This window comes from Actinospica durhamensis, assembly GCF_018139695.1.
Taxonomy (GTDB): Bacteria; Actinomycetota; Actinomycetes; order Streptomycetales; family Catenulisporaceae; genus Actinospica; species Actinospica durhamensis.
In genome coordinates this window covers 1-20,001 of record NZ_JAGSOG010000163.1, presented here as the reverse complement: position 1 = coordinate 20,001, position 20,001 = coordinate 1, and the positions used below count along the sequence as shown (strand labels likewise).

Sequence of the window (20,001 nt, the reverse complement as noted above, 5' to 3'; positions counted from 1 at the left end):
GTCCTGCTCGCCCTGCCGGCCGGCCACCCCCGCGCCCCGGCCGCGGACGGCGCGGTCGACCTACGCCGACTGGCCGACGAGCCGTGGATCGTCGGCTCCCGCGAGGACGGAAGCGCCGCCCTCGCCCGCCGTGCCTGCGCGATCGCCGGATTCCCGCCCCGGATCACCCACGCCGTCGACGACTACCAACTCGTCCTGCGCATGGTGGCCCACGGACTCGGCGTGGCCCTCGTGCCGCAACTCGCCGCCGACGCCTACCGCCCCCACCCCGGCATCATCCTGCGCCCGGTCGCCCACACCGAGATCACCCGCGCCACCTACGCCATGACCCACCCCTCGCTCGCCGCCAGACCGTCCATCGACGCCGTACTCGACCTCCTGCGCGCGCCGGCGCGGTGGCTTCACGCCGGGCAGGGTGAAGCAGAGATCTCAGTTCGCCCGTAAGAAACCGGACATGCCCGTCGAAGGATCGCGGGCCCCGTCGAAATCACGGATCATCGCGCCGCCGGCCGTGTTGCCGCCGGTAGTGCCCTCCACCGTGCTCGCCGTTCCCTACGCGGTCGGCGCGAAGTCCTGGGGCGCCTGAGCCCGGCCGCGCGGATCTTCCCCTCGGTCGGCCGCCTGGATCAGGGCCTTGCCGCATTCGCCGACGATGTCTCCCGATACGCGTCGGCCCGGCCGGATCGAACCGCATCGTACGGCCCGATGTTCGCTGTGCCGTTGTCGCGCCCCCACGTCTTGCGGCGATCATGCGGCCGTCTTGCGGGAGGTCGATACGTTCTCACCCGTTCCAGTCAGCACTTTCCCTTACCCGGGGAGGGCCGCGGGACATCCCTCTTGGGCGCTATTAAGTCCTTGCCTGTTCATCAACTATCGAAAATTAATGGAGAGTCAGTTTTGCGCACGACCACACGTAAGATGAGGAAGCTCGCCGTCGCCGTCGTCGTCTGCGGCATAACCGGCCTGTCGGCTGCGTCCGCCCATGCGGACAACGGCACCGTGGGCACGAACATCGCGAGCATCGCCGCGGCCAACCTGCACAACGACGGGTGTGAGACCAACAGCGCCGGCGGCGCCAGCTATTACAACAGCTGCAATGAAGAGTGGTGCGCCGACTTCGCCAAGTGGGTCTGGGCGCAGGCGGGCGTCGATGTCGACGGGCTGACCAACGGCGCGGGTAGCTTCGCCGAGTACAACGGCGGTTTGAGCAGCACTCCCGAGGTCGGGGACGCCGTGGTCTTCGGATACGAGGGCGATGGCAAGGCCGAGCACGTCGCCATCGTCACGTCGGTCGACACCGCCACCGGCGAGATCACCAGCATCGGCGGCAACCAGGGCACCAGCTCCACCGGGGCCGTTACGCAGGACGGCCCCTACGACGACGCCGTCGGTTCGCAGTCCTCGTGGATGGACTACATGACCCTCAGCGGCTATGCCACTCCCATCGGTGGCACCACCACCGCCCCGCCCGCGCCCGCTCCGGTGACGCCGCATGGGGCGGTGTGGGATCGGGCGATGACCTCGGCCGGGGTCTGGGCTGCCCATGCTGGTGAGATCGACGACAACGGTGCCATCACGGATATCGCGGCTGCCGCGCTGCCTAACGACACGATGCACGTCGAGACCGTTGTTCCCGGCTCCGGTGTCTGGGACCGTACTCGGAATGCGGATGGGACCTGGACTTCCAGTCAGCAGATTGACACCACCGGATCCATCACCGAAGTCGCGGCGGCCGGCCTGCCGGACGGCACCCTGCACGTCGTGACCCTGGTCGACGGCACGGTCTGGGACCGCACCATGACCTCCGCCGGCACCTGGGCCGCGCACGCCACCGAAATCGACACCAGCGGCAGCATCACCGATATCGCCGCCGCCGCACTGCCCGACGGCACCCTGCATGTCGACACCCTGGTCGACGGCACGGTCTGGGATCGCACCCTGAGCTCCACTGGCACCTGGGCCGCGCACGCAACTGAGATCGACACCAGCGGCAGCATCACGGCCGTTGCCGCCGCCGCCCTGCCCAACGGCACCCTGCATGTCGACACGCTCGTCAACGGCACGGTCTGGGACCGCACCCTGAGCTCCGCCGGCACCTGGGCCGCGCACGCGACAGACATCGACAACACCGGCAGCGTCGCGAACCTCTCCGCGGCCACCCTGCCCAACGGCACCCTCCAGATCGACACCGTCGCCGGCGGCGTCTGGGAACGCACCCTGAGCTCCGCCGGAACCTGGGACGCCCACGCCACCGAAATCGACACCAACGGCAGCATCTTCGGCACCTACTCCGCAGGCCTGCCGGACGGCAGCTTCCACGTCGGAAGCAACGTCAGCTGAACGCCATCCGAACACGGCAGGGCCCGCCCAGCGACAGCACACCACTGAGTCGCGCCCTCGCCGCGGGCCCTCGCACCCGCACTCCGCTCAGATCCACTCATGACCACCCGCGAAAGGCACAGCTTTGTCTGCACGTATCCGCGCCGTGACTCGCAGGACCACCGCCATCCTCAGCGCTGTCACGACCGCCACGACCGTCCTCGCGGTCACCGCACTTCCCGCGAGCGCCGCCACCACGACCGGGAAGAGCGCCACGGCGGTGATGGTCTGCGGACAGGGCTCCGCCGTCACCCGCCCCACCAGTATGGTCCTCACCTGTGCCGACAACGGCGAGGTGGCGAAGAATGTGAAGTGGACGAGCTGGACCTCGACCAGTGCCACCGCCATCGGGCAGGTCAGCTGGCGCGCCTGCACCGCCGACTGCGCCCACGCCACCACGTGGAAGAGCACGAGCGCGCAGTTCGCGCTGATCGACCCGGTCGCCGAGCCCGGACACGGCCGGGTGTTCACCAAGCTGGTGCTGCACGTCACCGGCCCGACCCCGCGCGGATTCATGCGCGATCTGACCTTCGACGAGGCGCCGATCACGGCCGTCACCATCGCGTCGTCCAGGCTCGACTCCTCGGCACTCGCGTCCCCGGCGCTCAAGTCCTCCGCCCTCGGGTCCTCGGCGCAGGCCCCCGAGACCGTCACCGCGGATGCGGCCAGCGGCACGCTCGGCTACGCCCAGATCGAGGGCTACTGGATCGCCGCCGGCGGTGATTCCAGCGTGGCCGAGACCGCGGCCGCGATCACCGGCGCGGAAAGCAGCTTCGAGCCCGGGATCATCCAGCAGGGCGTGGACTACTGCGGCGCCGGTGCGGACCGGGCCGGGTGGGGCCTGTGGCAGATCACCTGCGGCAACTCCGTCCCCGCGTTCGGCACCGACTTCCAGTTGCTCGACCCGTGGAACAACGCCGAGGCCGCGGTCACCAAGTACGACGACGACGTGGCGGCCGGAGACAACGGATTCGACCCCTGGTCCACCTACACCAGCGGCGCCTACGAGAACTACCTGGAGAGCGCCACTCCGGCCACGGGGCTGACCGACCCCGGTCAGTACACGCAGGCGGGCAGCACGCCCTCGGGCACGCCCGCCTCGCCCGCCGCCGACCCCGGCAGCACCTACGGCCCGACCATGGTGTCCGCTCCCGTGACGCCGCATGGGACGGTGTGGGATCGGGCGATGACCTCGGCCGGGGTCTGGGCTGCCCATGCCGGGGAGATCGACGACAACAGTGCCATCACGGATATCGCGGCTGCCGCGCTGCCTAACGACACGATGCACGTCGAGACCGTTGTTCCCGGGTCCGGTGTCTGGGACCGTACTCGGAACGCGGATGGCACCTGGACTTCCAGTCAGCAGATTGACACCACCGGATCCATCACCGAAGTCGCGGCGGCCGGCCTGCCGGACGGCACCCTGCACGTCGTGACCCTGGTCGACGGCACGGTCTGGGACCGCACCATGACCTCCGCCGGCACCTGGGCCGCGCACGCCACCGAAATCGACACCAGCGGCAGCATCACCGATATCGCCGCCGCCGCACTGCCCGACGGCACCCTGCACGTCGACACCCTGGTCGACGGCACGGTCTGGGATCGCACCCTGAGCTCCGCCGGTACCTGGGCCGCGCACGCCACTGAGATCGACACCAGCGGCAGCATCACGGCCGTTGCCGCCGCCGCGTTGCCGAACGGCACCCTGCATGTCGACACGCTCGTCGACGGCACGGTCTGGGATCGCACCATGAGCTCCACCGGCACTTGGGCCGCGCACGCCACCGAAATCGACACCACCGGATCGGTCAGCGCCTTGTCCTCGGCCACCCTGCCCAACGGCACCCTCCAGATCGACACCGTCGCCGGCGGCGTCTGGGAACGCACCCTGAGCTCCGCCGGTACCTGGGACGCCCACGCCACCGAAGTCGACACCAACGGCAGCATCTTCGCCACCTACTCCGCAGGCCTGCCGGACGGCAGCTTCCACGTCGGAAGCAACGTCAGCTGACCCGTCACCCGAACCAGACAGGGCCCGCCCGATGATGGGCGGGCCCTGCTTTACTCGCACCCGGCCCGGCACCCGTAAGATCACCGCAAGACGCTTCCCGTGGAGTAAGGAAGCTGCGGCATGGGGGTACGGGAGTGCGTTTCAATCTGCTGGGTCCGGTGACAGTCGACGTCGACGGCGACGAGATCGTCCTGCCTGCCGGTATTCCGCGTGCCGTTCTGGTGGTGCTGCTGCTCAGTGCCAACCGCGTGGTGTCGGCCGAGCAGTTGGCCGAGGCACTGTGGGGGGAGCAGCGCCCGGCGGCGGCCGGCGCGGGGCTGCGCAACCACGTGGTCAGATTGCGCCGTCAACTCGGCGCGCAGGCCGCGGCACGGCTTCACACCGTGGCACCGGGCTACCGGATCGAGATCAGCCCCGGCGAACTGGACGAGGACGTCTTCCTCGAAGGCTGCCGGGCCGGCCGCGAGCAGGTCGGTACCGGCGACTTCACCGCCGCCCACCAGTCGCTGACCGCCGCCCTTCGGCTCTGGCGCGGGGACCCGCTGGCCGACGCGCCGCCGCACCTGGAGGTGGCCGCCCGCATCCACCAACTCCAGGAGGCCCGGCTGGCCGCATGGCAGGATCGTATCGAGGCCGACCTGCACCTGGGCCGGGACCAGGAGCTTGTCTCAGAACTCCGAGGGCTGATACAGGTTCATCCGCTGCGCGAAGCCCTGCACGGGCAGCTCATGCTCGCCCTCTACCGGGCCGGGCGCCAAGCCGAGGCGCTCGACGCCTACCAAGACCTGCGCCGCCTGCTCGTCGACGAACTCGGTGTGGAGCCCTCAGCGCCGCTGGAACTCCTCAACCGCAGAATCCTTAGCGCCGACGCGGAGCTCGAGGCCCCGGTCCGCGACGTCGAACCCACCAGGTCGGCAGACGCCTCGAGCGGCTTCGCCCACGGCACTGTCGCACAGCCGGTGCGTACGCTGCCTCCCGACACCCGGGTGTTCACCGGCAGGACCCGGGAATGCGAGGCCTTGCTCGCCCTCGCCCGCGATGCCTCGCAATGCCCTGGCACCGTGGTGATCTCGGCGATCGACGGAATGGCCGGGATCGGCAAGTCCGCCCTGGCGATCCACGCCGCCCACCGCATGAGCGCGGATTTCCCCGACGGCCAGCTGTTCATCGATCTGCACGGTCACACCGCCGGCTTGGAGCCGATGACCGCCGGAGAAGCGCTGGACCGGCTGCTCCGAGCCCTGCGCGTGTCCCCGCAGCTGATCCCGAAGGGACTCGAGGGGCGCGCCGAGCTCTACCGGGACCGCCTCGCCGGCACCAAGACCCTGATCGTCCTGGATAACGCCTTCGCCACCGCGCAGGTCCGCCCCCTGCTGCCGGGCACGCCCGGTTGCCTCGTGGTGGTCACCAGTCGCCGGCGCCTGACGGGTCTGGACGACGCCCACTCCCTGGCGGTGGACGTCCTGTCCGAGACCGAGGCGATCACGCTGCTGCGCGCGGTGGCGGGCCCGGGCCGCCTGCCCGACGACGATCCCGCGCTCGCCGAGCTGGTCGGCCTCTGCGGAAACCTGCCGCTGGCCGTCCGGATCATCGCGGCGCAGTTGCGTCATCATCGGGCCTTGAGCGTTGCCGACCTCGTCCGCCGGCTGCGCGAGGAACCTGGTGGGCTCGACCGCTTCCGCGACGAGGACCGCGACCTGGCCGCGGTCTTCGACCTCTCCTACACCGCACTGCCCGCCGCGGCGCAGTGCATGTTCCGCTTCCTGGGTCAGGTCCCCGGCTCTGATTTCGACGGCCACACCGCCGCCGCCCTCGCCGGGGTCGAGCCGCGCACCGCGGAGCGGCTGCTGGAATCCCTCCTGGACCACAATCTGCTCATCCAGCACCTCCCTGGACGCTACCGGTTCCACGACCTCATCCGCGTCTACGCCCGCGAACTCATGGCGGACGCACGCGCCGAGGAACGTGAAGTCGTACTCGACCGGCTGTGGGACTACTACCAGCACGCCGCTCAGGCCGCCGGCAGTCACTTCATCCGGCAGACCCGTCCGGGCGCGGCCCCCGTCCCCGTGACGCCGACCGCGACACCGATTCTTTCCGACCGGAACAGTGCCCTGGAATGGATGCGTGCGGAACAGGCCAACCTGCTCGCCGTCGCCGCCTTCGTATCCGCGCACGCGCATCCGGCGCGAGTGGTCGCCCTCGCCGCCGCCCTGGCCGCGACCCTCAGACAGCAGGGTTTCCAGCGGGAGACGGCCGTCCTGCACGAGACGGCAGTGGCCGCCGCACATGGGCTGGGCGACGGCGCCGGCGAGGCCGGCGCACTCTGGGAATTGGGGCAGGTGCACGACCTGGCCGGCGAGTATGAGAAAGTGGCCGGGTGCCATGAGCGGGCTTTGGCTCTCTACCGGAGTCTCGGTAACCGCCTCGGGATGGCCAATGCGTTCCACGCGTTGGGCAAGGTGCGGTCCATGACGAGCGACTATCCGACCGCTGCCGGATTGTTGCAGCAGGCACTCACGGTCTTTCAAGGCCTGGGCAGCCGCCGCGACGAGGCCGACACGCTCCTCGAAATGGCTTGGGTGAGCTGCAACGCCGGAGACTTCACCGCTGCCGATTCGCTGGCGAAGCGCGCACTCGCCCTCTTCGAGGAGCTCGGCGACCGCTTCGGCCAGGGCGACGCCCTGCGGCTTCTCGGCTTGTTGCACAGTCACACCGGAGGCGATTCGGACGGGATCGAACTGAGCCGGCAGGCGCTGGCCATCTTCGTGGAACTCGGCGAGCGCCGTCGAGAGGCCCTTGTCCTCGGCGCCTTGGGCCAGCTTCACGCCGAGGCCGGCGACCATGCGGCCGCGATCGAGATGCTGCAGCGGGCGCTGGTGGCATTTCGCGACATGGGTGGACGGGTCGGCTTGGCCGGCTCGTTGTACACGCTCGGCAGGGTGTATCGGGCGACCGGCGACTTCGTCGAGGCGGCCGACTTGCTCGAGCGCGCACGGGTGATCTATCAGAGCGTCGGCAGCCCCCACCTCGAGTCCAACGTTCTGAAGGAGCTCGGCGAGGTCTGGCACGCGGTCGGAGACCACGCGGCCGCGACCGACCTGCTGAACAGGGCCCTGACTCTCTATCGGGTGGTCGGCGACCTGCAAGGCGAGTCCGAGGGGCTCCTCGCCCTCGGCGCGCTCACCGCCGACACCGCCGGGCCCCGGGAGGCGATAGCCGTGTACCGCCGGTCTGTGGATGCCGCAGTCGAACACGGCAGCCCGATTGACCAGGCGCGGGCCCACGAGGGCATCGCCCGATGCGCGGCGCGGACCGGAGACCTCGAGACCGCCTTGGCTGACCTGCGACAGGCTGTAGACATCTATCAAAGCTGCGGTGCCGTGGAAGCAGATGCGGCCATGGCTTTCCTGGCCGCTCTGGAGGACGAACTGCGCCTCGGCGGTGTCCGACAGCCTCCGGCGGGAGCCGTCGGCTGAGTGTGAGCCGCGCCGGGATCGGCCCAGACCGGAGTCGACCCCGGCACTCGTGGCCGGTCCTTGGTGGCTTGAGTCTGCGTGCGGGGCATGGCCGGGCGGCTTCTGTCGGCTGTGGCTTTCGTCGGCAGGGCCGGCCGTTCGCTGCCGTGCCGTGGACACGTGGGCGCGCTGCCGACGGGCTCAGCCGGCCGGGCGGGTCAGGCGGGAGCACCAGGGCTCGCCGCCGTCGAGCTCGGAGGGCGGCAGGGGCGCGTCGTAGTAGCCGGCCGGCGCGGTGAGGATAGCCTGGATGAAGGCGGTACGGCCGTCTACGGCCAGGGGTACCGCGTGGCCGCGGGTGCGGGTGAAGCCGATGCCCAGGTCCGGGAAGGCCGGATAGTCGGGGTCTGCGTCGTCGAGCCGGTGGCCGAGGCCGGTGAGGTGGTCGAGCACGTCAAGGGCGGGTGTGCGGAACACGTCGATTCCGAGCAGTTCCACGGTGATCCGGTCCCCGTCGTGCTCTTCGGGCGTCCAGAACTCCGCCGCGGTGAGCGTCTCGCCGTCTTCGCAGGCGAGGATCGCGGTGAAGCTCGGGCGGGTGACGAAGAGCTTCGTGTAGAGATCGGGCTGTCGGTGCCCCGGATCGTCGATGCGGACGTGGCCGAGCGGTGTGGCGGCGTCGATCAGCTCGTCGATCCCGGCGCCGAAGGGGAAATCGCCCGCACCGTCCAGCGGGCTGATCACGAAGCGGTGCTCGAGCGGCTTGGGTTCGAGCGCGTCGAAGTCGATGTCCGGCAGTTCGTCGAAGTACCCTGGCCCGGCCACGAGTACGGACTGCATGTAGCGCGGCTCGCCGTCGCGGTCGCGTGGCACGTCCTCCCGCCCGGCCGTGCGGGTGAAGCGTAGCGGAAGTCCCGGGACGGTGTAGCGCTCCGGCTCTGCGGACCGGTCCACCTCGTGGCCCTCGGCCTCGATCCGCCGGAGCAGTTCCGCCGCCGGGGTGCGGAACACGTCGATCCCGCGCCAGGTCACCTTCAGCTCCTCGGCCGCGGCCGCGGCCGGCACCGGGTCCGCATCCGCGGCCGGTTCCGCGCCCGGCAGCGGCCGCGGCGCGTGGATGTCGAGCCAGGTGAGCGTGTTGCCGTCTTCGAGCGCGAAGACCGTGGCGAAGGAGGCGCGCTCCAGATAGACCGTCAGGTCCAGCTTCATGTGCTCCAGCGCGCCGGCCAGCCCGGGGTCGGAGATCACCACCCGGCCGCGCGCGACCGCGTCGGGCACCAGCTCCCCGGCCGGCATGCCGATGGGGTATCCGGTCACGCCGTGCGGCGGGTCGAGCTCGATCTCCACGCTCACGCTGTTCATCCCTGGATCTCTACTTGAGCTTGCAGTATCGGATCTTCCAGTTCTTGGCCTTGAGCGCGTCCGTCAACTTCGTGTTCTTCTTCATCGATTTGATCATCTCGTTGATGGCCGCGTCGTATTTGCCAGGGTACTTCTTGCGGATGTCGTCGAGGTCCATCTTCATCGCCTCGTCGAACTTGCCCTGCTGGACCAGGGTACGCAGCTTGGCCCGGTACGCGTCTCCGGTCAGGCCCGGGTCGGTGCTCTTGAGCTTGCGGTGGTCGTCGTATTCCATCCGGATGGCCGGGCCGTAGGGTACCCGGTTGCCGGAGCCGAGATCGAGGATTCCCTTGTACGCGGCCTGCGGGGGCACGTGGTTGATCTCGTACTCGGTGCTCGTCCGCGCATGGGTCGCGGGGAAGTTGGCCGGCTGCAGGCCCTTGTAGTAACCGCCCTCGCCGACGGGCACGCGGGTCTTGGGCCGGGTGCCGACCAGGCCGTAGGGGTCGAGCCAGGCCATCGGGTTGGGCACGTAGCCGTGCGGATTGGCGCCGGCCTCCTGGCCGAGCGGGTCGCCGCTCAGGTAGCGCCCGGTCGCCGGATCGTAGTACCGGAACAGGTTGTAGGCGAGGCCGCTCTCCTCGTCGTGGTACTGGCCGGGCAGGCCGAGTGGACTGTAGCCGTGCGGCGTGACCGTGGGCGCGACCCGCCGCCCCCACAGTGTGGTCTGCGCCGCCCAGGCGACCCGCCCGTCCGGCGTGACGAGCTCGGCCAGAGCGCCGACCTGGTCGGTGACGATACCGAAGAACAGTTCGTCGTACTCACTCTGCCCAGCTTCGCCGTGCCAGATCCGTTCGGTCTGGGACACCGGTTCGAAGCTGCCGGGCAGGTAGTCCCAGGTGATACTGCGGATCCGCCCGGACGCGTCGGTGTGGATCTGCTCCGCGATCTTGTCGTCGTCCCAGATGAACCGGTAGTGCTCGGCGGCTGTGTCCGAGCCGTGTGCGCCGCCCTCGTCCATGGCGGCCGCCTCCATGGCGCCTACGTCCATGGCGCCTACGTCCATGCTGCCCACGTCCATGCTGCCCGCGTCCGTGGCGCCCGCATCCACCCGCTGTTTGACGACGCGGCGGCCGTACGGGTCGTAGCCGTAGGCCCAACTGCCGCGCCGCGGCGTGTCCACCCGTGTCAGCTGGTCCTGCTCGTTCCAGGTGTAGCGCCACTCCAGCCGTGTGCCGGAGAGCGTGCGCAGTGTGCGGGAGACGAGACGGTCGCGTTCGTCATATGTATAGGTATTGCGACCCGCCCGGGTGAGCAGCGTGCCCTCGTGCGCGCGCTCGCCCGCCGGATCGGCGTCGCTCTCGGCCAGCCGGGAGTCGCGGGCGGCGAGGATGTTGCCGAGGGCGTCGTAGCCGTACGCCTCCTCGAACTGCGCCGCGCGCACCGCGGTGACCCGGCCGGACGCGCTGAGCGCGAAATCCCGACGCCCGCGCAGGAGATCGACGACGGCCTCCGGCATGTTGTCGGCCCGGTACTGGAAGGTGCGCTCCTGCACCGGGTTCGTCGGGCCGCCGGAGCGCTCGGACCACAGCGACTGGTGGCTCAGCCGCCCTGCGACGTCCCAGCTCTGACTGAGTACCGCCCCTCCGCCGAGCAGGCGCGTGACCTCGCGGCCCATCACGTCGTACCCGAAGCGGATCTGGTGGTTGCCGACGGCCAACTCGACGGGCTGTTCGACCTGGTCGAACCCGAGTGTCGAGACGATACCGGTGGGCAGGGTGCGGGTGATCCGCCGACCCAGGTCGTCGTAGCCGTAGCCGGTGGTGAATCCGTCCACTGTCTCGCTCGTCAGCCGGCCGGACCGGTCGTATCCGTACGCGATGGTGCTGACCGGAGGTGTGTCAGCCCCGGTGCCGGTCCCAGTGCCGACCGACCGTACGCCGGCCAGCCGCCCGAGCTCGTCATGCGTGAATTCGGTGACGGAGCCGTCGGCATCCTGACGTCGGGTCAGTTCACCGAGCAGGCCGTAGCCGAAACGGGTGGCCTGGCCGCGCCCGTCCTCGATCTCCAGCAGCTGATCGGCCATGTCTCGCACGTATGTCAGCGTGCGGTCGTTGTAGTCCGTCTCGCCGATCAGGTGCCCGGCGTCGTCGTACCGGTAGGTCCACTCGGACCCGCCGTGTTCGTGCGCGATCAGCTGCAACTCGGTGTCGTAGCGGAAGTGGTGGACGTCGCCGTCGGGGTTGACGCGCTCGGTCATCGTGGCGAACGGCCCGATGGTGAAGCGGGTGGTGGCGCCGATCGCGTCCACGTGTTCGACGAGGTTGCCCTCCGTGTCGTACCCGAAGGTCTCGCGGGTGCCGTCGCCGTGGGTCCACTCGAGCAGGTTGCCGTCCAAGGCCAGCCGGTAGTACTCGGTGGTGTCTTGCACGTCGGTGATCGCCACGATCCGGCCGTAGGCGTCGTAGGCTGTCCGGCTGGTGCGCCCGAGTTCGTCGGTGACGCCGGTGACGAGTCCCGCAGCGTTGCATTCGTAGAAGCGCGTGTGTCCGGCCGGGTCGGTGACCGAGGTGAGGCGGCCGTCCTCGTCGTAGGTACGTCGCTCCACGAAGCCGAAGAGGTCGGTGACCGCCACGATGTTTCCGTGCTCGTCGTAGTCGAACCGGCAGGCGGGTTCGCCGCGATCGACGATCTGCGCCACCTGCCGCTGCGCGGTATACGTGAAACCCAGGACACTGCCGTCCGGTCGGGTGACGGACAGCGGCTGCCCGTGCTCGTCATACTGCGTGCGGGTGGTGCGCCCGATCTCGTCGGTGCTCGCGATCATCTGGCCCCGCGCGTCGAACTCGCTGGTGGTGGTGCCGCCAATGGCGTCCACGGTGCGTATGACGCGGTAGTGGGTGTCGTAGTGGTACCGCATCGGATGACCGAGCGAGTCGGTGACGGTCGTGCACCGCGCGCGCTCGTCGTACGCGAACGCCGAGTCGAGCACGCCCCCGTCGCCCAGCCCGGCCGTGACCCGCCCGCGGTCGTCGTACAGGTAGCTGTAGCGGAAGCCGAGCCGATCGGTCCACGCGAGCAGTCGATCGTGCTCGTCGTACTCGAAGACCTGCGGCAGGCTGGACTCGTCGAGCAGCCCGACCAGGCGACCGGCGTCGTCGTACTCGAAGACGCGGACAGCGACCGTTTCGCCGCGGCTGGCGGCCTCGGCATCGTCCACCGGTACTCGCAGCCCGCCGACGCGGGCCCCCGCCGACGTCTCGACCACGTCGATGTCGACTCGGTAGCCGCAGGAGTGCACGACGGCGGTCGGCGCCCCGGAGGCCGCGCGCTGGTAGGTCACCCGATGGCCGTTGCGATCCGCTATCGAGCCGATCGGGAAGACCGAGCCGGAGCCGGCCGTGGGGAACCGGCGGACCAGTCCCGAATCCGGATCCCTGATCAGGATCTCCTCGGCCACCCGATCCCACACCAGCGGCCACCGCGCACCCGCCTCGGGCAGCACGGCCGCCCCGGACACCATCGGAACCGCGTAGTAGAGCACCGCGCCGTCCTCATCGCAGTACCTCAAGCCGTCAGCCGTGAGCGAGACGTGCTGGTCGAGCGTGGAGGCGTAGGACGCGCCGAACCAGCTCCCGTCGCGGTACTGGGAGCAGTAGACGCGGTAGAGCTGAAGTGGCAGCAGCGCGTCCAGTTCCAGGTCGATCGTCGGCATGATGAGCTGACCGGAGACCACGTCGACCGGTTCGCCGGCCTTGGTGCACAGCGAGGTGGGTGTGGCTTCCTTGTTCTTCTCCGGATCCAGCCCGGGATCGTCGTCCGAGCCCGGCCTGCCTCTGCCGCCACCGGAGCCGTCGTGCCCGAAGTCGTCCTCGGACTCCGAGTGGATCCCGTTGAAGTGGTCGGTGATGTCCCCCTCGGTGGAGTCGAGGCTGCCGGCGTAGTCGTGTAACCGCGTGCCGGCGCCCTCCATCACCCGGGCACCCTCCGACAGGCCGTCACCCACCGCCCCGGTCACGTCCTCCGCCCCCTCGCTGATCGCCTTGGTGGCGCCGGAGGAGTCCCCGGACATCGACGCCTTCACCGAGGCGCTGATCTCCTTGAGCGTGCTCCCCGCCTGCTGAAGGGTCTGCGCGAGGTCCATCAGACCGGGCACCGCCGAGCGGATGTCGTCGGTGCTGACACTGATGTCGCCATCTGACATGTGGGGGCTACTCCTCTCCCGCGGACGACGAGCTCCCGTGCCCGCCCTGGCCCATGGGCGGCATGCTGAAGGCCTGGTTGATCGCCCCGCCTGGGTCGGTGGCCATGTTCTTGATGCCCTCAAGCCCCGTCTCGGCCCCCGACTTCGCCGCGGAGCCGACCGCGGAGAGCGAGAAGCCGGACTGGACCCCGAGCGCGTCCCCGACCAGCTGGGTGGCGATGTTCTCGGCCGCACTCTTGGCCGCGTCGAACAGCGGCCCGAGCAGCACCTGCTCGACGTAGCCCACGACCTGCTTCTTGGCCTGGGCCACGATCTCGTCCAAGATCCCGTCCGTGACCGCGACCTCCTCCGGGATCGCGGCCTCCGCCGCCCCGAACGTCACCGCGGCCGCCGCCTGATCAGCCAGGATCTCCCCGGCCAACACCCCGATCTGCACGATGCAGGCCGTCTTCATGCCCACGATCACCTCCGCCCCCACCTCCAGCGCCTCCGCCAAAAGGTCGAGCCCCTTGATCACGTCCGGCAGATGCTTGCCGGAGAGCTTCTGCCAGAAGACCCCGAACTCCCGCATCGCCTCGGAGGAGTTGTTCGCCAACATCGACGAGATCTGCGACGCCGTCCCGCCGTGCTTGTCGTTCAACTCCCCAGCCAGCGTCCGCAGCCGAGACGCCCCGTCCCGCATCTGGTCCTCATCGATGTTCGGCCAGGTGAACCCGAGCATGTTGAGCACCCAGGCCAACTCCGACGGAAGAACGATCGACATCTACCCGCCCCCGGATGACGTATAAGTACGTACTCTGTTTTCCGAGCGTAGCGAAGTAGGCGGTTCGGGGCGAGGCGGCTGCGCGCGACCGTCGTGCGATCAGCCTCGTGGCAGCCGAGTCGCGGGAAAAGCTCTGATGTTCAGATGGAGGCTCATCCGCGGCCGCGAGGCGCGCGATCGTCCGGATCTTCCGGCGCGGGCGGCGGCTGCGGAGCGGGGGAGTTGAACGTCACCGTCGCGTTTTCCGCCTGGATGACCGGCTGATGGAAGACGCCGCCGGAAATGACGTACGTGCCACCCGTATTCACGTTCGGGTAGAGCTGCAACGCGCGAGTGTGCCACGCCCCGAGCTGAGCTCGAAAGTCCGGGTCGGAGTCTGCGAGGACCCGTAGCCCCTCGGCGAGCGCCTGCGCCGCGGCACGGTCGAGCGGATTGTGGCTGAGCGCCGTCAGCTCACGTTCACCGTCGTAGACGGCCAGTTCGGGTGGCTCAGGCCCGGTGTCCTCATCGACGAGGGCGGAGCCTGTCTGGTGCGGGTGGCGGCGTACCAGCGAACACAGTGCCTGCCACAGCTGTTCGCCCATCGCGCCCGCGGCGCCTCCGGCCACTGCCAGCAACAATGAGATGCTCACAGGATCCAAAGCAGAGCACCTCCGGCCGAGATCATCGTGTTCTCTACACTATTCTGCCCTGCGTTCCAGGGAACTAGTCAAGTGAAAGATCGATATGACGGTGTCGGGGGTCTGGAGGCGAAACGGCTGCGGAACCGAACTCGATGCGAGACCGTTGTCGAGAGTGATAGCGGGATGACCCGAGTCCGCTCGCGATGCGGGTGCGGTCTCGGTGCAGTGTTCGCACTCGTCGATCTCTATGTTATATGCGCAGGCTGATCAGTTTCGGATCGGTTGTTTCAGGCGAAGGTGGTCACCGTGAACGTCGAACCAGGCCCGGAGTCGTCCTATACCGCTGATGCCGTCATCACCGGCGGGACCTTCTTCGGTACCGTCATTCAGGGGCGGTACATCACGGTGAACCTGCAGCCGCAACTGCAGCCGGCGCGCACCGGGCTTCCCCGGCGGAGCCCGACGTTCGTCGGGCGCGAAGCCGAGGCCACCGCGCTCCTCGGCCTCTGGGCCGCGGACGAGGAATCCGAGGGCCCGGTGCCCGTGGCCATGATCACGGGAATGCCGGGCGTCGGGAAAACCGAGCTCGCGATCCAGTGCGCGCGGCGGGCACTCGAGCGCGGCTACTTTCCGGGAGGCGTTCTCTACGCGGACCTGTTCGGATACGACGAGGCCTCCCGGCTGACGGCGGACGCGGTGCTCTACGGATTCCTGCGAGCATTGCAGGTGCCGCCCGAGCACATCGTGGGAGACCGACAGTTCCTCTCCGCACTGTACTTCTCGATCCTCGATCGGTATGCGGCCGAAGGAAAGCGGCTGCTGGTGATTCTCGACAACGCCTCGTCGCCCGATCAAGTCAGGCCGCTCCTCCCTCCGGACGAGAGAACCGGATTCCTCGTCACCTCGCGCAACACGATGGCGGTACTCGACGCGCAGTTGATCGAGCTGAACACGCTCAAGCCGTCGGACGCCGTGGAACTCGTCGACCGTTCCGTGCGCCACTCCCGCCCCTCCGACGGCAGAGTCCAGGCCGATGCCGACAGCGCGTCCACGATCGTCAGGTTGGCCGGATACCTGCCGCTCGCGCTGAGGATCGTCGCGGCGGTGCTCATCCGGGAACCCGGCCTCCCGCTCGGGGACTTCGAGGCCGAATTCGCCGAGGAGCACCGAAGGCTCGATGAACTCCAGGTCGACGACCGTGACGTGCGGGCGGCCTTCCACCTGTCCTACCGCAGGCTCAGCGCAGCGCAGGCACGGTTGTTCCGACTGCTTTCACTGAATCCGGGCAACGACCTGTCGTCTGAAAGCGCCGCCCAACTCGATGACGCGGCGAACGACCAGACCCGGCGGACACTGCGCGACCTGCTCGATGCACACCTCGTGATGGTCACCGCCGGCGCGGCGGAGCGCTGGTCGATGCATGACCTGCTGCGGCTCTTCGCAGCCGAGCAGCCTGAAGAGCCGGGTGAACGGGACGCGGCGCGCGTTCGGCTGCTTGAACACTATCTGGACCGCGCACGTGACCTGGATCGGACTATGCGCGGCGCCCCGACCGCCGAGTCTTCGTTCGAAGACCGTACGCAGGCCTTGACCTGGGCCGATGCCGAACATTCCAATCTGGTGAGCGCGGGCGCGATGTCCATCGCGTCCGGTGAGCGGCGATACGCGGTCGAACTCGCGCTCGTGCTCGCGGTCTACCTCACCACGACGCACCGGCTGAAGGACGCCATCGACGTGGGCGCTCAGGCGGCAGCGGTGGCGGACGACGCGCTTGTCAAGGCCCGGATCATCAACAACCTGGGAATCGCCTACTTCCGTCACGGTGACGACGCGGCAGCGGCCCGCGCGTATCGTGACGCAGCCGATGTCTTTCAGTCGCTGGATGCCGCAAGGCTCTACGGAATCGCCTTGAACGGCCTCGGGCAGGCGTTGCGCAACCTGCGCAGGTTCGATGAAGCGATCGACGCGTTCAGACAGGCCATCGGCGTGTTCGAGTCGCTGGGCATCGCTCAACTGGTCGCCGCGGGCCTCAACGGCTTGGGGACGGTCCTTCGAGCACGGGGTGAGATCCCGAAGGCTCTAGAGGTTCACGAGCGCGAGATGCGGATCCTGGTCGAGATCGGCGACGAAGCGGGGCAGAGCCTCGCGCTCAACAGCCTCGGTCAGCTCATGGTGCGCGCGGGGCGGTTCGAGCAGGCCGCCGAGTACCACAGGCGTGATCTCGAGCTCAACGAGAGGCTCGGTGATGACCTCGGCCAAGCCCGCGCCCGGAGCAACCTCGGTATCGCACTGCGCGATCTGGGCGATGCCGCCGCCGCTGCCGCCTGCCATCGCCAAGCCGCCGAGGTCCTCGGCTCACTGGGAGACCGCCGCTCGGAAGCGGTGGCACTCGACGATCTGGGCCTGGATCTCATGGCCGCCGGGCAACCCGCCGAGGCTGCGGACATGCATCGGCGCGCGGCCGAGTTCCACGGCTCGGTCGGCGACAAGTTCAAGCAAGCAGGTGCCCTGGACAACCTCGGTACCGCGCTGAGCGCGGCCGGCCGGTACGCAGAGGCCGCCGATGCGCACCGGCAGGATTGGGAGGTCAGCAGATCACTGGGCGAAGCCGAAGACGCGGCGAGCGCCGCGACCGCGATGGCCGTGGCGCTCGAAGCAGCCGGCCTGCCCCATGATGCGATGCGCGCGTATCAGGCGGCTGCGGACCTCTATCGAGAACTCGGAGATGCAGTGAAGGAGGAGGCCATGCTCGCGCAGGTGCGCCGACTCGGCGGCGACGGTTCTTGAGGGTTGAGCGCGGGCGGCGTGGTGCGCATGCCTCGATCAGCTGTAGGGGTAGTGGTTCGTCCGGTCGCCCGCGTCCCATGCGGCGCGCAGTTCGGGCCGGCTCGGATCCCAGTCCGGGCGGACCTGCTGGAACACCTCCCGCAGATCGCGGCGAAGGTCCTCGATCGAGGGGCGGCCCCAGTACCAGTAGCCGTTGTAGATCCGGTGTACGACCAGGCCCGGCTTGAGCACGAGCGTGTGCGGGATCATCGGATCGTGGTCGGGGTCGGTGTACTCCTGGATGTCTAGATCCTGCTGAACCTTCCGGCCGATGTCGGACAGGAAGGTCCACTGCGCCCCGACGGAGCCCCGGAACTCGTTGAGCACGAAGTTGTTGTCGGTGGCGATGGTGACGATCTTGGTATAGGAGACGGCGATCTCCGAATAGTGGGCCGCCAGCTGCAGGTGCTGCTGATGGTCCTTCGGGCAGAAATGCCCCCGGGAGAGTAGGAGGATCATCGGATCGATCCCCTGCAACTCGCTCAGCCGCTGTCGTGACCTGTCGTGCGCGGTCAGTTCGTAGTCGGGGAAGACGGCGCCAGGGACGATGTCGGCACGCATGGGTGACTCCCTCACATCGCTGTCTCGGCCCACTCGCTCACGAGAGGTCGATTTGATATGTATTGTGGCGTAAGGCGATCTTCTCCTGCCTCTGCTGGCCAACTCAAGCCGACACTCTGCAGCCAGAGGCCGGCCACGGACGGGGGACCGAAGTCTCTGCCCCTGAACCCTGCTGTCCAGCTCTCGTAGGGTCGCGGTGTCGAGCTTGCCGTCCACGGCATTGAGAGCGTCCTCGCCGGATCGGCCGACTTTCGCCGTGTGCGCGAGAGGCAGCACGTCTTGGAGGCCGAAGATGTCCTTGTCACCGACCGGCGTCAGCAGCCCGCCGTCCGCCACACGGAAGCGATCATGCGACGTGGCTCCTGTTCCGCGCACGTGATCACGAGTGGATGTGGGTGGACGGGTGGTGGACTCGTCGCGGGCGGCACGCCGCGCCTGGGGCCCCGCCGGTCGGCCGCGCGCGGCCCACGTCGCGGGAAAATTTCTCGCGGAATAGTTCGCGGAGGATGTCGAGAACGCCGCGTCGGCTCCGACTACAGGGTGAGCGGGGCGAGGGACGCGCCGCCGGTGAGGAGATGTCCACCATGAAGTACCTGTATAGGGAGGCTGCGTAGTGGGACGTGCAGGTCACCGCGCTCGGAGCCGGTCTCAATGGCGTTGACCTGCGCGTTATTATCTTTCTGATATTTCAACAGCTTTCCAATCTGTTCAGTGGAAAGTCCCTTGAATATCCCTCTGACAGCTCGGAAAGTCCCTGAAAAGTCCCACGGATCGCGGGCCCGAGGGGGGCATGTTCCGGTTAGCTGCGATCCTGCTGCTATAGTAATAACTTGACTTACTGCTTCGGTTGGCTGGCGTTGGGCCCGGTTCGCGGCGTTGTCCTCGCGGCATGTGGGCTGGAGTGCGGCCCGGCCGCGGCGGCGCGGCTGACGCCCGGTTGACCTGCTGGCTTCTCCTCCTTTCCGGTCGGTACGTTTGTTCAGGCCGGCGGAGGATGACTCCGAGGCGTTCCCAGGCCGGGGCGACGCCGTCACCCAGGGCCAGGTCTGCTCCACCTTCAGAATGCTCTGACGGGCGACTAGGTGCGCTGGAAATGTGCAGGACCATGACGCACGGCGATTCAGGTTCAGCCGAGGCAAGTCCAGGTGCTCGTCGAGGCTAAGGAGTTGCGGATAGCCGATCATCGCGCCTGCCCAAGCCAGTTCCCGACGTCTCGAGTCTGAGCATGCAGTCCCAGCTGGCACGCGTCCTCACCTGAAAGGTGCCCGCACAACCAGCGCGATCCATTCTAGGAAATCGATCATCGCGGGTGGCGGGTACAATTCGCCAACACAACGTCAGATCCGCGATGTGAGCTCAATATCCGAGGTTAGCTACTGAGATTGAAAGGCTGGGGTTTCCCAATACCCCGCCACTCTGGCGTCTGGTGGGTGGTAGCAGCATGCTCGCCCCGTGAGGTATTCAGATCGAGGCGGACTGACCATGAAGGCCAGGGCCGACCGAGAAGCGCTGCGGTTCGCAGCGGCCGAGTTGTTCGAGAGCGGGGTAGACGTCGACGAGATCGCGAGGGGCCTTGCGGTGACCCGCAAATCGGTCAACGAGTGGAAGCGCGCGTGGCAGGTCGGCGGGATCGAGGCGCTGAGGTCCAGGGGCCCGGGCGGGGCGACATGACAGCTGGACGAGGTGCAGCTCAACACACTGGGGCAGGCGCTAGAAGTCCGATGAAGATCTTCGTGGTCTGATGTGGCGGGTCGGCGTAGCCGGCCCGCCACTGGCCTGTTCATGCTGGTGTCGGCAGGTTCCAGCGTCCGTTGGTGCGGGTGAGGCCGAGGTTG

12 protein-coding genes are annotated in these 20,001 nt (G+C 68.5%); 7 read left to right on the top strand and 5 right to left on the bottom strand.

Annotated features, from left to right (window positions below; all coding sequences use genetic code 11):
* The 5 genes from KDL01_RS26285 to KDL01_RS26270 all read left to right on the top strand — a co-directional run.
* Positions 1 to 444 (top strand): LysR substrate-binding domain-containing protein (locus KDL01_RS26285; protein ID WP_246577014.1); only part of this gene is annotated, 444 nt, incomplete at its 5' end.
* A 10-nt stretch (positions 445 to 454) separates the two neighbouring features.
* Complete coding sequence (locus KDL01_RS44795) at positions 455 to 586, top strand: hypothetical protein (protein ID WP_281415617.1); 132 nt, start codon at positions 455 to 457, stop codon at positions 584 to 586.
* A gap of 251 nt (positions 587 to 837) precedes the next feature.
* The gene (locus KDL01_RS26280) at positions 838 to 2,340 is read left to right on the top strand and encodes a CHAP domain-containing protein (RefSeq protein WP_212531289.1); all 1,503 of its coding nucleotides are present in this window, start codon (positions 838 to 840) and stop codon (positions 2,338 to 2,340) included.
* A 145-nt stretch (positions 2,341 to 2,485) separates the two neighbouring features.
* On the top strand, positions 2,486 to 4,390 hold the full coding sequence (locus tag KDL01_RS26275; RefSeq protein ID WP_212531288.1) for a transglycosylase SLT domain-containing protein: 1,905 nt from the start codon (positions 2,486 to 2,488) through the stop codon (positions 4,388 to 4,390).
* Between the two features lie 134 nt (positions 4,391 to 4,524).
* Positions 4,525 to 7,869 (top strand): AfsR/SARP family transcriptional regulator, encoded by a 3,345-nt coding sequence (locus tag KDL01_RS26270; protein ID WP_212531287.1) that lies wholly within the window; start codon positions 4,525 to 4,527, stop codon positions 7,867 to 7,869.
* 180 nt (positions 7,870 to 8,049) lie between these two features.
* Here the strand turns inward: KDL01_RS26270 and KDL01_RS26265 are convergent, their stop codons facing one another.
* From KDL01_RS26265 to KDL01_RS26250, 4 genes are all read right to left on the bottom strand, one after another.
* Positions 8,050 to 9,210 carry a hypothetical protein gene (locus tag KDL01_RS26265; protein ID WP_212531286.1) on the bottom strand — a complete coding sequence of 387 codons (1,161 nt, stop codon included), beginning with the start codon at positions 9,208 to 9,210 and terminating at the stop codon, positions 8,050 to 8,052.
* 10 nt (positions 9,211 to 9,220) lie between these two features.
* A complete protein-coding gene (locus KDL01_RS26260) occupies positions 9,221 to 13,393 on the bottom strand; it encodes an RHS repeat-associated core domain-containing protein (RefSeq protein ID WP_212531285.1) in 4,173 nt (1,390 codons plus the stop codon).
* A 7-nt stretch (positions 13,394 to 13,400) separates the two neighbouring features.
* A complete protein-coding gene (locus KDL01_RS26255; protein WP_212531284.1) occupies positions 13,401 to 14,156 on the bottom strand; it encodes a WXG100-like domain-containing protein in 756 nt (251 codons plus the stop codon).
* Between the two features lie 152 nt (positions 14,157 to 14,308).
* Positions 14,309 to 14,788 (bottom strand): hypothetical protein, encoded by a 480-nt coding sequence (locus KDL01_RS26250; protein ID WP_212531283.1) that lies wholly within the window; start codon positions 14,786 to 14,788, stop codon positions 14,309 to 14,311.
* Positions 14,789 to 15,085: 297 nt separating this feature from the next.
* Here KDL01_RS26250 and KDL01_RS45465 point away from each other — a divergent pair, with 297 nt between their 5' ends.
* Positions 15,086 to 17,566: an ATP-binding protein gene (locus KDL01_RS45465; protein WP_212531282.1), complete on the top strand. Its 2,481-nt coding sequence runs from the start codon at positions 15,086 to 15,088 to the stop codon at positions 17,564 to 17,566.
* Positions 17,567 to 17,602: 36 nt separating this feature from the next.
* On the opposite strand, the gene KDL01_RS26240 is transcribed toward KDL01_RS45465, so the two are convergent.
* Entirely contained in the window at positions 17,603 to 18,166 is a 564-nt protein-coding gene (locus tag KDL01_RS26240; RefSeq protein WP_212531281.1) for a redoxin domain-containing protein, read from the bottom strand.
* Between the two features lie 1,482 nt (positions 18,167 to 19,648).
* On the opposite strand from KDL01_RS26240, the gene KDL01_RS26235 reads away from it, so the two are divergent.
* Positions 19,649 to 19,837 carry a helix-turn-helix domain-containing protein gene (locus KDL01_RS26235; protein WP_212531280.1) on the top strand — a complete coding sequence of 63 codons (189 nt, stop codon included), beginning with the start codon at positions 19,649 to 19,651 and terminating at the stop codon, positions 19,835 to 19,837.
* Positions 19,838 to 20,001: the final 164 nt, after the last annotated feature.

Bases quoted from the DNA above. Each gene is read 5' to 3' on its own strand.
- KDL01_RS26255 (WP_212531284.1), bottom strand. From the start codon at position 14,156: ATGTCGATCGTTCTTCCGTCGGAGTTGGCCTGGGTGCTCAACATGCTC.
- KDL01_RS26235 (WP_212531280.1), top strand. From the start codon at position 19,649: ATGAAGGCCAGGGCCGACCGAGAAGCGCTGCGGTTCGCAGCGGCCGAG.
- KDL01_RS44795 (WP_281415617.1), top strand. From the start codon at position 455: ATGCCCGTCGAAGGATCGCGGGCCCCGTCGAAATCACGGATCATCGCG.
- KDL01_RS26260 (WP_212531285.1), bottom strand. From the start codon at position 13,393: ATGTCAGATGGCGACATCAGTGTCAGCACCGACGACATCCGCTCGGCG.
- KDL01_RS26265 (WP_212531286.1), bottom strand. From the start codon at position 9,210: ATGAACAGCGTGAGCGTGGAGATCGAGCTCGACCCGCCGCACGGCGTG.
- KDL01_RS26240 (WP_212531281.1), bottom strand. From the start codon at position 18,166: ATGCGTGCCGACATCGTCCCTGGCGCCGTCTTCCCCGACTACGAACTG.